Annotated in this window: 12 protein-coding genes; 6 read left to right on the top strand and 6 right to left on the bottom strand. The window is 64.8% G+C overall.

Translation table 11 applies throughout. The features are described 5' to 3' along the window. Positions 1 to 257 precede the first annotated feature (257 nt). From hsaB to hsaA, 4 genes are read right to left on the bottom strand one after another with little or no spacing between them, the layout of a single operon-like run. Positions 258 to 869: a 3-hydroxy-9,10-secoandrosta-1,3,5(10)-triene-9,17-dione monooxygenase reductase subunit gene (hsaB, locus tag Q7514_RS14815; protein WP_330134034.1), complete on the bottom strand. Its 612-nt coding sequence runs from the start codon at positions 867 to 869 to the stop codon at positions 258 to 260. Further along, a complete protein-coding gene (gene hsaC, locus Q7514_RS14810) occupies positions 869 to 1,768 on the bottom strand; it encodes an iron-dependent extradiol dioxygenase HsaC (RefSeq protein ID WP_330134033.1) in 900 nt (299 codons plus the stop codon). The genes hsaB and hsaC overlap by 1 nt, the downstream gene beginning before the upstream one ends. Further along, a complete protein-coding gene (gene hsaD, locus Q7514_RS14805) occupies positions 1,768 to 2,640 on the bottom strand; it encodes a 4,5:9,10-diseco-3-hydroxy-5,9,17-trioxoandrosta-1(10),2-diene-4-oate hydrolase (protein WP_330134032.1) in 873 nt (290 codons plus the stop codon). Before hsaD ends, hsaC begins: the two co-directional genes overlap by 1 nt. A 9-nt stretch (positions 2,641 to 2,649) precedes the next feature. After that, entirely contained in the window at positions 2,650 to 3,825 is a 1,176-nt protein-coding gene (hsaA, locus tag Q7514_RS14800) for a 3-hydroxy-9,10-secoandrosta-1,3,5(10)-triene-9,17-dione monooxygenase oxygenase subunit (protein ID WP_330134031.1), read from the bottom strand. 189 nt (positions 3,826 to 4,014) lie between these two features. On the opposite strand from hsaA, the gene Q7514_RS14795 reads away from it, so the two are divergent. The 6 genes from Q7514_RS14795 (at position 4,015) to Q7514_RS14770 (ending at position 11,355) form a co-directional block, all read left to right on the top strand. After that, positions 4,015 to 5,163: a Rieske 2Fe-2S domain-containing protein gene (locus tag Q7514_RS14795; RefSeq protein ID WP_330134030.1), complete on the top strand. Its 1,149-nt coding sequence runs from the start codon at positions 4,015 to 4,017 to the stop codon at positions 5,161 to 5,163. A gap of 1 nt (position 5,164) precedes the next feature. Beyond that, complete coding sequence (locus Q7514_RS14790; protein ID WP_330134029.1) at positions 5,165 to 5,515, top strand: hypothetical protein; 351 nt, start codon at positions 5,165 to 5,167, stop codon at positions 5,513 to 5,515. A gap of 250 nt (positions 5,516 to 5,765) precedes the next feature. Beyond that, entirely contained in the window at positions 5,766 to 7,481 is a 1,716-nt protein-coding gene (gene kstD, locus Q7514_RS14785; protein WP_330134028.1) for a 3-oxosteroid 1-dehydrogenase, read from the top strand. A gap of 52 nt (positions 7,482 to 7,533) precedes the next feature. Beyond that, the gene (locus tag Q7514_RS14780; protein WP_330134027.1) at positions 7,534 to 8,394 is read left to right on the top strand and encodes a MaoC/PaaZ C-terminal domain-containing protein; all 861 of its coding nucleotides are present in this window, start codon (positions 7,534 to 7,536) and stop codon (positions 8,392 to 8,394) included. 30 nt (positions 8,395 to 8,424) lie between these two features. Next, positions 8,425 to 10,170, top strand: coding sequence for a cholesterol oxidase substrate-binding domain-containing protein (locus tag Q7514_RS14775; protein WP_330134026.1), 1,746 nt, complete (start codon positions 8,425 to 8,427; stop codon positions 10,168 to 10,170). A gap of 138 nt (positions 10,171 to 10,308) precedes the next feature. Next, complete coding sequence (locus tag Q7514_RS14770) at positions 10,309 to 11,355, top strand: alpha/beta hydrolase (protein WP_330134025.1); 1,047 nt, start codon at positions 10,309 to 10,311, stop codon at positions 11,353 to 11,355. 51 nt (positions 11,356 to 11,406) lie between these two features. On the opposite strand, the gene Q7514_RS14765 is transcribed toward Q7514_RS14770, so the two are convergent. Together Q7514_RS14765 and Q7514_RS14760 are read right to left on the bottom strand one after the other, a co-directional pair. Next, entirely contained in the window at positions 11,407 to 12,195 is a 789-nt protein-coding gene (locus Q7514_RS14765) for an ABC transporter permease (RefSeq protein ID WP_330134254.1), read from the bottom strand. 11 nt (positions 12,196 to 12,206) lie between these two features. Beyond that, the gene (locus Q7514_RS14760) at positions 12,207 to 13,166 is read right to left on the bottom strand and encodes an ATP-binding cassette domain-containing protein (RefSeq protein ID WP_330134024.1); all 960 of its coding nucleotides are present in this window, start codon (positions 13,164 to 13,166) and stop codon (positions 12,207 to 12,209) included. Positions 13,167 to 13,216 lie beyond the last annotated feature (50 nt).

The raw sequence follows: 13,216 nt of genomic DNA, 5'->3' as shown, positions 1-13,216 counted from the left end.
TAGAGCACAACGCACGTCCGGGAGTATTTATGCCCGATCACAGCATGATTTCACAATCGCCCGCCCACGCCGACGAAGATCACAGACCTATCACGCTCCACTCACTACCCCATTACGTCGCGCCTGACCGGGTCCGAGACACAACGGCGAATGAAACGGACAAGAACCCCTCGTCGACGGCGAGTTGTTGTCTTCCTACCGCGCGGTTGCGCTGTTGAATTCGCTCGCTGGGTGCCGATGGGTGCGCGCAGCCGCGATCAGAGCCAGGTGTCCTCCGACACCGTTGTGAGGAAGGCTTCGAGGTCATCGCGCCACGGCGCGGGTGTCGTCTTCTCCGGTTCGATGCCCGTGTACTGACCGCGATAGAACAGCAGCGGCCGTTCCAACTCGTCGTGCACCTCGCTCAACGAGGCGACACGACCGAAGACCACCCAGTGGTCGCCGCCGTCGTGCACGGTCTCGACGGTGCAGTCGATGTGCGCGAGCGATCCGGCGAGGATCGGCGATCCGAGCGGAGACGACGTCCACTCGACACCGGCGAACTTGTCCGGCTCCCGCGACCCGAAGCGGGCACATACATCCTGCTGATCCTCTGCGAGCACGTTCACACAGAATCGCCCGCTTCGTTCGATCGCCGACCACGAGCGGGACTGCTTCGTGGGACAGAACAGGACGAGAGGCGGGTCGAGCGACAGCGCCGCGAACGACTGGCACGCGAATCCGACCGGAGCGCCGTCGTCGACGGTGGTGATGATGGTGACGCCGGTGCAGAACTGTCCGAGGACGGTACGGAACGCCCTCGGGTCGAGGGGCGCGACCCCCTGCGACTGTTCGAACGCACCGGCGCCGCCGTCCGTGGGGACACCCATCACTGGAACCCCACCGAGAAGTCGTGTCCCCACAGACTCACGGCGGTCGATTCCCGGGCGATCCAGCCCTCGTCCTCGACCTGCAGTCCTTCACAACCGAATTCGACGTCGAATCCGCCCGGTGTCTTCATGTAGAACGAGAGCATCTTGTCGTTGACGTGACGGCCGAGTGTCGCCGACATCTTGACCTTCTTGCGCAGCGCCCGGTCGAGTCCGAGCCCGACATCGTCGGAGTTCTCGACCTCGATCATCAGGTGCACGATGCCGCTGGGCGTGGGCATCGGCATGAACGCGAGGCTGTGGTGGCGCGGGTTGCATCCGAAGAACCGCAGCCATGCCGGCTTACCGTCGGCGGGCCGGCCCACCATCTGCGGGGGCAGTCGCATCGAGTCGCGAAGGCGGAAGCCGAGGACATCGCGGTAGAAGCGCAGCGACTCCTCGTCGTCGCGGGTCGAGAGCACGACGTGCCCGAGACCCTGCTCGCCGGTGACGAACCGGTGCCCGTAGGGGCTGACGACGCGGCGGTGTTCGAGCGCGGCACCGTGGAACGCCTCGAGCGTGTTGCCGGACGGGTCCTGGAACACGATCATCTCGTCGACGCGGCGGTCGGCGATCTGCTCGGCGGTGCCCTCCTTGAACGGGACACCGGCGGCCGACAGGTTGTCGCGCACCGACTGCAGGTCGCCGGCGTTCGCGGTCTCCCAACCCGACACCAGCAGGTGATCGGTGTCGTGCGGCTCGATGACGAGACGAGCCGGGAAATCGTCCATGCGCAGGTACAGGGCGTCGGGATTCGTGCCCTTGCCCTCGACCATGCCCAGCACTTTGAGGCCGTAGTCGCGCCACGCGGCCACGTCGGTCGCGCCGATACGCAGATACGCGAGGGAGCGGATCGTCATCACTTGCCTCCGTCCGTGAGGAAGTCCGCGGTGATCCGGTTGAATTCCTCGAACTTCTCGAGCTGTGCCCAGTGTCCGCAGCCGCCGAACACGTGCAATTGCGCGCGCGGGATCATCTTGAGTGCCACGAGCGCACCGTCGAGCGGATTGACGCGGTCTTCACGTCCCCAGATGAGCAGGACGCGCTGCCGGAGCTTGTAGGCGTCGCGCCAGAGCATGCCGAGTTCGAAATCGGTGCTGGAGAACGACTTTCCCATTGCCTTGGCAGCAGCGAGAGATTCGGGGGCGCTGGCGGCTTCGAATCGTTCGTCGATGAGTTCCTCGGTGATGAGCGACTGGTCGAAGACCATGATTCGCAGGAAGGCTTCGAGATTCTCGCGCGTCGGCTGATAGCTGAACTTGCCGAGATTGCGCACGCCCTCGGTCGGGTCGGGGGCGAACAGGTTGACGCTGAGCCCGCCCGGGCCCATGAGGACGAGCCGGCCGGCTCGGTCGGGGAAGTCGAGGGCGAAACGCACTGCGGCACCGCCACCGAGAGAATTTCCGAGCAAGTGTGCCCGCTCGATGCCGAGGTGGTCGAGCAGGTCCTTCAGCGCGGTCGAACTGTGCACGAAGTATTGCGGGTGCTCGGTGGGCTTGTCGGACTTGCCGTATCCGGGCTGATCGACACAGATGACGTGGAACTTCTCGGCGAGTACCGGGATGTTACGCGAGAAGTTGGACCAGCCCGAAGCACCGGGGCCGCCTCCGTGCAGCAGCACGATCGTCGTATCGTGCCCGACGCCCGCCTCGTGGTAGTGCAGGCGCAGATCGTCACGGACCTGCGCGAAGCGGGACGTCGATTCGTAGGTGATCTCTTGCGTTGCAGTCATGGGCGGTCCTCAAACCATCGTGTCGGTGAGCGGAAGACCGAACTCGGCGCCACCGAACATCACGTATGCGCGTTCGGCATCGTTCGCAGCGTGCACACGACCGGCGTGTGCGTCGCGCCAGAAGCGTTGGATGGGCGTGCCGTTGGCGAGGGCAGTGGCACCCGAATTCTCGAAGAGCCGGTCGATAGAGGCGATGGCGCGACCGGTCGCGCGGACCTGGTCGCGGCGTGCGCGCAAGCGGAGCTCGATCGGAACGTCCTTGCCTTCGAGGAGGTAAGCGTACTCGTCGGCGACGTTGCCCGACAGTTGACGCCACGCAGCGTCGATATCACTCGAGGCCTCGGCGATGCGGATCTTCGCGAACGGGTCGTCCTTGGCCCTCTCCCCCGCGTAGGCGGCGCGCACACGCTTGCCCTGATGTTCGACGTGGGCGTCGTAGGCCCCGTACGCCATGCCGACGATCGGTGTGGAGATGGTCGTGGGATGGATGGTTCCCCAGGGCATCTTGTAGACGGGCGCGGTGTTGCGCTCGAGTCCGGGCGAAGCCAGATCGTTCATCGTCTTGAAGCTCAGGAAACGGTGACGCGGAACGAACACGTCCTTGACGACGATGGTGTTGGAGCCCGTTCCACGCAGCCCGACCACGTTCCACACGTCGTCGATCTCGTATTCCGAGCGCGGTATCAGGAAGCTACCGAAGTCGACGGGACGCCCGTCCTTGATGACCGGGCCTCCGACGACGACCCAGGTCGCGTGATCGCTGCCCGACGACCATGCCCAGGCACCGTTGACCTTGTAGCCGCCGTCGACGACCTCGCCGGCACCCATCGGCGCATACGACGAGGAGATACGCACATCGGCGTCCTCACTCCACACGTCTTCCTGTGCCCGCTGGTCGAACAGAGCGAGGTGCCAATTGTGGACACCGATGATTCCGGACACCCAGCCGGTGGATCCGCAGGCACTCGCGATGGTGCGCACCGCGGTGTAGAAGGTGACGGGGTCGGCTTCGTATCCACCCCACTGCGCCGGTTGCAGAAGTTTGAAGAAGCCGGACTCCTGGAGCGCCTTGATCGAACTATCGGGGATGCGGCGAAGATCCTCGGCTTCCTGCGCGCGTTCCCGCAGGCTGGGCAGCAGAGCGTCGATCCGCTGCAGTACCTCGTGGCTGTCGTGGTCACCCACTGGACGCTCCCGTCTGTTCAGGAATTGATCGCTTGGTTCGAGACTAGAACATGTTCTTATTTGTGTCGAGACCGGACGAGTTCCGTGGCATCACAGGTTCCACGGGGACCAAAGTCCCCGTTCCCTTTCGGTCGCGGGCGAAATTCTATAACGTGTTCTACTAAGAGATCCGGAAGGAAGTGAGCGGACATGGCACAGATTCGCGAGATCGACGTCGGAGAGGCGCGGACCCGGTTCGCGCGGGGTTGGCACTGCCTCGGACTGAGTCGCAGTTTCAAGGACGGCAAGCCACACTCCGTCGAGGCCTTCGGCACCAAACTCGTGGTCTGGGCCGACAGCAACGGCGAGATCAAGGTGCTCGACGGCTACTGCCGGCACATGGGTGGCGACCTGTCGCAGGGCGAGATCAAGGGCGATTCGATCGCGTGCCCGTTCCACGACTGGCGCTGGGGCGGCAACGGCAAATGCACCGACATCCCCTACGCGCGTCGCGTCCCCCCGCTCGCCCGCACTCGCGCGTGGACCACGATGGAGAAGCACGGTCAGCTGTTCGTGTGGAACGACCCGGAGGGAAACACGCCGCCGGAGAACGTCACGATTCCCGAACTCGAGCAGTACGGGACCGACGAGTGGACCGACTGGACCTGGCATCAGATCCTCATCGAGGGATCCAATTGCCGCGAGATCATCGACAACGTCGTCGACATGGCGCACTTCTTCTACATCCACTACGCCTTCCCCACGTTCTTCAAGAACGTCTTCGAAGGACACGTCGCGGAGCAGTACCTCAACACCCGCGGACGCCCGGACAAGGGCATGGCCACCCAGTACGGCATGGAGTCGAAACTCGAGTCGTACGCGGCGTATTACGGCCCGTCGTACATGATCAACCCGCTGAAGAACAACTACGGCGGATACGAGACCGAATCGGTGCTCATCAACTGCCATTACCCGATCACGCACGATTCGTTCATGTTGCAGTACGGCATCATCGTCAAGAAGCCGACGGGCATGAACGCGGAGCAGACCGACATGCTGGCCGGCAAACTCACCGAGGGCGTCGGCGAAGGGTTCCTGCAGGACGTCGAGATCTGGAAGAACAAGACCAAGATCGAGAATCCGCTCCTGTGCGAAGAAGACGGTCCGGTCTACCAGCTGCGTCGCTGGTACGAGCAGTTCTACGTCGACGTCGCCGACGTGACCGACAAGATGACCGGACGCTTCGAGTTCGAGGTCGACACCGTCAAGGCAAACGAGGCCTGGGAGAAGGAAGTCGCCGAGAACCTCGAGCGCAAGGCGGCCGAAGAGGAAAAGCGTAAGCAGGAAGCGGAGGTCTGACATGAGCGCCTCGACCCGAGAAGCCAAATGGGCGAAGTCCCCGGATTTCGCCGATCGCCCCGACCGGGTCGAGGCCATCGCAGCCCAGACCGCGATAGACAAGATCAACTATCTCGACTCCGGCCTCAACGAGGTCGCGTGTCGCGAGTGCGGCACGTGCGTCCTCGTACGCAAGAACAGCTACCGGCACACGAGTGTGCAGTGGCAGGACGACCCGGACGCCGTGTGCCCGGCCCTCCGCGCCGACGCCGCAGACACGGGCACATCGATCACACCGCGCGAAGGATGCCCGAATCTGCGGGCCAGCATCGAGCAAGCCGTGATCGACGGAACGATTCCCGTCCCGAAGTAGCACTCGTCTCGCCGGTCCCGTTCGCAGGTTGTTCCGCTTCTCGATACTGCGTATGGACGGCATTCCGCATGGACGGGATCCATAGTGGCTGTCATCGGATCAGCCGGCAGCGGTCAGCGGCCACCCGTCCGGTTGCCATGCCGCCCACACCCACATTGGAACGAGTTCCGATTCGGAACACCCGACGGATAAACGCGATTTACCCGGAAGGGATGGACTCCGGGCACCGTAGTTCTATAACGTGTTCTACATGAGTGAGCAGGAGTACGACATCGTCGTCGTCGGCAGCGGCGCCGGCGGCATGACCGCCGCGATCACCGCCGCCCACAAGGGCGCAAGCGTCGTCCTGATCGAGAAGGCACCCCACTACGGCGGCTCGAGCGCGCGCTCCGGTGGCGGCGTATGGATCCCCAACAACGACGCCCTGAAGGCCGCGGGTGTCGAGGACACCCCGGATGCCGCACGCACTTACCTCCACAGCATCATCGGCGACGTCGTTCCGGCCGAGCGGATCGACACCTACATCGACCGCGGACCCGAGATGCTGTCGTTCATCCAGAAGAACAGCGCACTCGAACTCGCTTGGGTGCCGGGATATTCCGACTACTACCCCGAAGCTCCAGGAGGGCGAGCCGGCGGCCGCTCGGTAGAACCGAAGCCGTTCGACGGCAACCGTCTCGGTGACGACCTGAAACTCCTCGAACCCGACTACGTCAAGGCACCGTCGAACTTCGTCATCACCCAGGCCGACTACAAGTGGCTCAACCTGCTGATGCGCAACCCGCGCGGCCCGCTGCGCGCAGCGAAGGTCGGCGCACGATTCGTGTGGGCCAAGATCACCAAGAAGAACCTGCTGGTCCGCGGCCAGGCATTGATGGCAGGACTGCGCATCGGCCTGCGTGACGCCGGCGTTCCACTGCTGCTCGACACCGCCCTGACCGATCTCGTCGTCGAGGACGGCGTCGTGCGCGGAGTGCGCGTCGAATCCGGTGGTGAGGAACGCACCATCCGCGCACGCAAGGGCGTCATCCTCGCCACGGGCGGGTTCGAACACAACGCGGAGATGCGCGAGCAGTACCAGCGTCAGCCGATCGGGACCGAATGGTCGGTGGGAGCGAAGGCCAACACCGGCGACGGTATCCGCGCCGGCCAGGCCGTCGGGGGCGCAGTCGATTTCATGGACGACGCCTGGTGGGGTCCGTCGTTCCCGCTCACCGGCGGCCCGTGGTTCGCGTTGTCCGAGCGCAGCCTGCCGGGCTGCATGATGGTCAACAGCGCCGGCAAGCGGTTCGTCAACGAATCCGCTCCGTACGTCGAGGCAACCCACGCCATGTACGGCGGGAAGCACGGCCGCGGCGACGGGCCGGGCGAGAACATCCCGGCCTGGCTGGTCCTCGATCAGCGCTACCGCAATCGGTACACCTTTGCCGGCATCACGCCCGGGCAGCCGTTCCCGAAGCGGTGGTTCAAGGCAGGGGTGATCGTCAAGGCCGACACCGTCAGCGAGCTCGCCGAGAAGATCGGCGTTCCGGCGTCAGCACTCACCGACACCGTCGAGCGTTTCAACGGATTCGCCCGGTCCGGCAAGGACGAGGACTTCGGTCGCGGCGAGTCGCGATACGACCACTACTACGGCGATCCTCGCAACAAGCCCAACCCGAGCCTCGCGACGATCGGCAAGGCGCCGTACTACGCGATCAAGGTGGTTCCCGGCGACCTCGGCACCAAGGGCGGTCTCGTCACCGACGTCGATGCCCGCGTCCTGAAAGAGGACGGCACGGTCATCGACGGCCTGTACGCGACCGGCAACGTCAGCTCCCCCGTGATGGGCCACACGTACGCCGGCCCGGGGGCCACCATCGGACCGGCGATGGCCTTCGGCTACCTGGCCGTACTCGACATTCTCCGCAGGAACGGGTCCCGCTGCGCGGAAGGCGCCGTCGCGGACACCGCCGATCGCACCTAATCTGCGCCCGTCCGGCGCCGAAGTGCGGCCCGGTCGTCAAGAAAGGACCCCCGTGCCCATCGACCCCTCAGTCGCCCTCGGCGCATCGCTCCCCATCCAGGAATTCTCGTGGAGCAGCAGCGACGTCCAGCTGTACAATCTCGGACTCGGTGCCGGCGCCCGCCCCACCGATGCCGGCGAGCTGCGCTACCTCCGCGACGGTGACCCCCAGGTACTTCCCACATTCGCGACGGTGGCCGCGACATTCCACGACACGGAACCGCCGAAGGTGTCCTTCCCCGGTGTCGAGATCGATCTGGCGAAGGTGGTGCACGGCAGCCAGGAGGTGAAGGTCCACGCGCCCATCCCGGCATCCGGCAAGGGCCGCACCACCACTCGTATCGCCGAGGTGTGGGACAAGGGCAAGGCCGCGGTCATCGTGCAGGAATCCGTCACCGAGGATCTCGACGGAAACCCGCTGTGGACCGCCCGGTCATCGATCTTTGCACGCGGAGAAGGCGGCTTCGGCGGTGAACGCGGACCGTCGGAGGCCGTCGCACTGCCCGACCGCGAACCGGATGCCGAGTTCGACGTCCCGACCCTGCCTCAGCAAGCGCTCCTGTACCGCCTCTGCGGTGATCGCAACCCTCTCCACTCGGATCCGGAATTCGCGAAGGCCGCGGGGTTCCCGGCGCCGATTCTCCACGGCCTGTGCACCTACGGCACGGTGTGCAAGTCCATCACGGACCATCTCCTCGATTCCGACGCGACGCGTGTCGCCGGGTTCCGCGCCAAGTTCGCCGGCGTCGTGTTCCCAGGTGAGACACTGCGCGTACGCGTATGGAAGAGCGGGAACCAGCTCCTCGCCACTGTCACTGTCACAGACCGAGACCTTGCACCAGCCCTGGCCGATGTGGTGCTCACCATCGCGTGAGTTCCACCCTCCCGGAAAGATGCTCTATACATGACAATTCGAGATTCCGCTCCGCGTCTGTCCCGACGGGGTTTCCTCGCCGTCGGTGCCGGCGCTCTGGCCGCGACCGCTGTCGGCGGCTGGACACCCGCGCACGCGATTCCGTTCGGATCTTCCGACGCGACGCTTCCGGCGCCGCCGTCATTCCCCGAGGGCATCGATCTGTACCAGCAGGCGTACCAGAACTGGTCCAAAGAGATCATGCTGGACTCGATCTGGACATGCGCACCGAACAACGCCGATGACGTGGTGCGGCTGACGAATTGGGCCCACGAGAACGGATACACCATCCGGCCACGGGGCGCGATGCACGGCTGGACGCCACTCACGATCGTCAACGGTGCTCCGGTCGACCGGGTGATCCTCGCCGACACCATGCTTCATCTGAACTCCGTGAGCGTGAATCCGGGTGGCGACCCGGCGACCGTGACGGCCGGGCCGGGCGCCACACTCGATGCGATCACCTCGGCATTGCAGGATCACGGACTCGGGTTCGCGAACCTGCCCGCACCGGGTGTCCTGACGATCGCAGGATCGCTTGCGGTCAATGCTCACGGAGCAGCTCTTCCGGCCGACGGTGAAAGCAATGTGCCCGGACATACATTCGGGTCGCTCAGTAACCTCGTCACCGAACTCACCGCAGTCGTCTGGGACGGCAGCAAGTATGCACTGCGCACCTTCACCCGCGCAGATCCCGACATCACGGCACTCCTCACGCACCTGGGCAGGACGTTCCTGACGTCGGTCACGCTCCAGGCCGGACCCAACTACCGGATGCGATGCCAGAGCTACACCGACATCGACTGGCGCGAACTGTTCGCTCCTGCGGGCGCTTCGGGCCGGACATTCGAATCGTTCGTGAGTAGTACGGGCCGAGCCGAGGCCATCTGGTATCCGTTCACCGAGAAGCCGTGGATGAAGGTGTGGTCGCTCGCGCCGGAGAAACCGGCCGAGTCCCGCGAGGTCACCGGACCCTACAACTACCCGTTCTCCGACAACGTTCCCGAGCCGATCACCGATCTGCTCGGGCAACTGACGGGTGGAAACCCCCAGATTGCCCCGCTTTTCGGCCAGACCTACTACGGCGTGACCGTTGCAGGCCTCGCCGCGACGGCGTCGTCGGACATCTGGGGCTGGTCGAAGGACCTGCAGTTCTACATCAAGGCGACCACGCTGCGACTGACCGAGGGCGGCGGCGCAGTACTGACCAACCGCGCCAACATCGCCAACGTCATCCACGATTTCACCCAGTGGTTCGACGAACGGATCGAGCACTACCGCGGGCTCGGCCAGTATCCGCTCAACGGCCCCGTCGAGATTCGTTGCTGCGGTCTCGATCAGTCATCCGATGTGCGCGTGCCGTCGGCGGGCCCGCCGACGATCGCGGCGACGCGTCCGCGCCCGGACAAGCCCGAGTGGGACACTGCGATCTGGCTGAATGTGCTGGGTGTTCCGGGCACACCTGGCATGTTCGCTTTCTACCGCGAGATGGAACAGTGGATGCGTCAGCGCTACAACGGCGGTGACTCCACGTTCCGTCCCGAGTGGTCGAAGGGATGGGCATTCGGCCCCGAACTACCGTATACAGACGAGCAGATCGTCACCCAGGGCCTGCCCGACACCTACCGCGAAGGTGTTCCCGCGGACGAGAACTGGGACAGTGCTCGGGCGGTGTACAACCGGCTCGATCCGCACCGCGTGTACAGCAACACTTTCATCGACCGGCTGCTCCCCTGAGCCGACCTATCCGACCCAACCATTTCCGAGCGAATGTATCCCTGGTTCTGTCTGACGAGACGAGTGCTACATTCGCTCGGAAATGGTGAAGGTTTACGAGGTTTGTTAGGGTTCGCCACTATGCGAAGCCTTCGAAGTGTGATCGGTGCAGCAACGATTCCTCTGCTCGTCGTGGCGGGCGGTGCGACATTCACCGGAACCGCGTCGGCACTGCCCGACACCGGATCCGTCATCGCACCATCCGGCTCCGACACCGAAGTCACGTTCGACGCTTCGGGAACCACCTTCCACGGCAGCCTGCGCAACCCCGACGGTGAGGTCAAGGGCGCCGCGTTGCTGTTACCGGGCAGTGGAGTCACCGATCGAAACGGCAACCAGGCACCGATGATGGTCGCCGACACCCTGCTTCGCGTCTCCGAGTCGCTCGCTGCCCAGGGCATCGCCAGCCTGCGGTTCGACAAGATCGGCGCGGGCGCCACCGGACTCGGCTCGTACGCGCCCGAGACCGGCAACGTCTACGGATTCACCGATCAGGTAGACCATGCTCAGGCCGCTGCCGAGCTCCTTTCGGAGCGAACCGGGTTCGGAGTCGACGACATCCTCGTCCTCGGCCACAGCGAAGGCGGCCTGACCACACTGGCGCTCGCAGAGCGCGGCATCGGCGACGGCTACGGGCTGCTCGCACCGCTGTCGATGCGCTACCTCGACCTGCTGAGCGGCCAGCTCGAGGCGCTCGCGAACTCAGGGCAGCTCTCCGAAGCCGACGCCGACGCACTGCGCAACGACATTCCCCGCGCCGTCGATTCACTTCGCAGCACCGGCACCGTCCCGGAGGGCATGAGCCCGATGATGCAACAGTTCGGTTTCAACGAGTTCACAGCGACGTTCCTGGCCGAGGCCGACGCGCTCAATCCTCCGGACCTCGCCGCATCTCTCCCGGACGGCACCCCGGTGCTACTGACGTGCTCCGACAAGGACCTCAACATCACCTGCGATCAGATCGAGCCGCTGCGGATCTCGCTCGAACACACCGATCTGCAGTTCGGGCACTTCACCACGGCCAACCACACCCTCGAAGAACTCGGCCCGCTGCCCGCAGGCATCGCCGACGGCCCGGCACTGCTGCCCGCGTCGACCGAGTTCGCGACCGCGATCAACGGATGGGCCGCACAGCGCGGGCAATGAGCTGTTACACGGCGCCCCCGCTCCGTGGAAGCATCAGCGGCTCACTTCCTTCTATCGGCTCACTGCCTTCTTGTAGCGACGGATCGCGAACGGCACGAACACGACCAGCATCAGAGCAGTCCACAACAATGACGCAATGATGGGATTCTGCAACGGCCACACCTCGGGCACCGGCATCATCGGATTGGTGTTGCCGAACAACTCGCGGACGGCCTGGGTCACCGCCGACACCGGGTTCCATTCGGCGAACGTGCGCAGCACGGGCGGCATCTGCGACGTATCGACGAATGTGTTGGCGATGAACGACAGCGGGAAGATCACCATGAAGCTGGCGTTGTTGAACACTTCCGGCGTGCGGATCCACATGCCCACCACCGCCATGAGCCACGACAAGGCATAGGCGAACAACAACAGCAGGACGTAGCCGGCGAGCGCCTCGAGGGGCGACGAATTGATACGCCAACCGACCACCAGGCCGGTCAGCGACATGACCACCAAGCTCACGATGTTGATGAGCACGTCGGTGGAGGTGCGGCCGATCAACACGGCGGACGGCGCCATCGGCAGCGTCCGGAATCGGTCGATGATGCCCTTCTGCAGATCTTCGACCATGCCGAGGCCCGTCCACGTGGCACCGAAGATCACGGTCTGAGTGAACACGCCGGCGATGAGGAACTCCCGGTACGACGTGCCGGGGATCTGGATCGCGCTCCCGAACACGTACGCGAAGAGCAGCACGAACATGATCGGCGACAGCGTCGTGAAGACGATCAGGTCCGGAACGCGCTTGATCTTGATGATGTTGCGTTTTGCGATGGTCAGACCGTCGGAGGCGGTCATCTGCAAGGTGTTCACGACGCCGACTCCTCGATCTTCTCCTCCGCCTCGTGGCCCGTCAGGGTGAGGAACACATCGTCGAGGGTGGGCCGGCGCAGCGTGACGTCGGTGACCCGGACGCCGACCTCCGCGACCCGCCCGAGTGCCGCAACGAGCAGTTCGGTTCCGCCGGTGGCAGGCACGATCACCCGACCGGATTCGATTCGGATGTCGCCGGCCGCGAGTTCGGCGAGCGCGGAGCGCGCCGTCTCGACCTGCCCGGCGTCGGGAACGAGGAGCTCGATGCGTTCACCGCCGACGAGCGCCTTGAGTTCGTCGGCGGTACCGCGGGCGATGATGGTGCCCCGATCGATCACGACGATCCGGTCGGCGAGCCGTTCCGCCTCGTCCATGTACTGCGTGGTGAGCAGCAGGGTGGTGCCGCGTTCGACAAGCTTCTCGATGATGTCCCACAGGCCGAGTCGGGCGCGGGGATCGAGGCCTGTGGTGGGCTCGTCGAGGAACAGCACGGGCGGCTCGGCGACCAGAGCACCGGCGAGATCGAGCCGGCGCCGCATACCACCCGAGTAGGTCTTCACGGGACGGTCGCCGGCATCGACAAGGTCGAATTGGTCGAGCAGCTCGCGTGCCCGCTCGCGGCTCCGTTTGGCCCCGAGGTGGTAAAGGCGCCCGACCATTTCGAGGTTCTCGTACCCGGTGAGATACTCGTCGACCGCGGCGTACTGGCCCGAGGCACCGATCTGCGTGCGCAGCGCTGCGGAGTCGGCGACGACATCGAAACCGGCGACCTCGGCGCGCCCACCGTCAGGTACGAGCAGCGTCGTCAGCACACGAACCGCCGTGGTCTTCCCGGCACCGTTGGGGCCGAGCAGCGCCGTGACCGTGCCCTCGGGAACACGGAGATCGATACCGTCGAGCGCGGTGAGACCCCCGAACCGTTTGATCAATCCTTCGACAACAATGGCATCAGCCATGAGTTCTCTCCTGGATGTGGGTTGCTCGCCCAGTGTGCACCGAGGCACCG

Source organism: Rhodococcus artemisiae (assembly GCF_036327795.1).
Taxonomy (GTDB): domain Bacteria; phylum Actinomycetota; class Actinomycetes; order Mycobacteriales; family Mycobacteriaceae; genus Rhodococcus; species Rhodococcus artemisiae.
The sequence above is the reverse complement of the archived record's forward strand: the minus strand, read 5'-3'. Positions and strand labels throughout refer to the sequence as shown.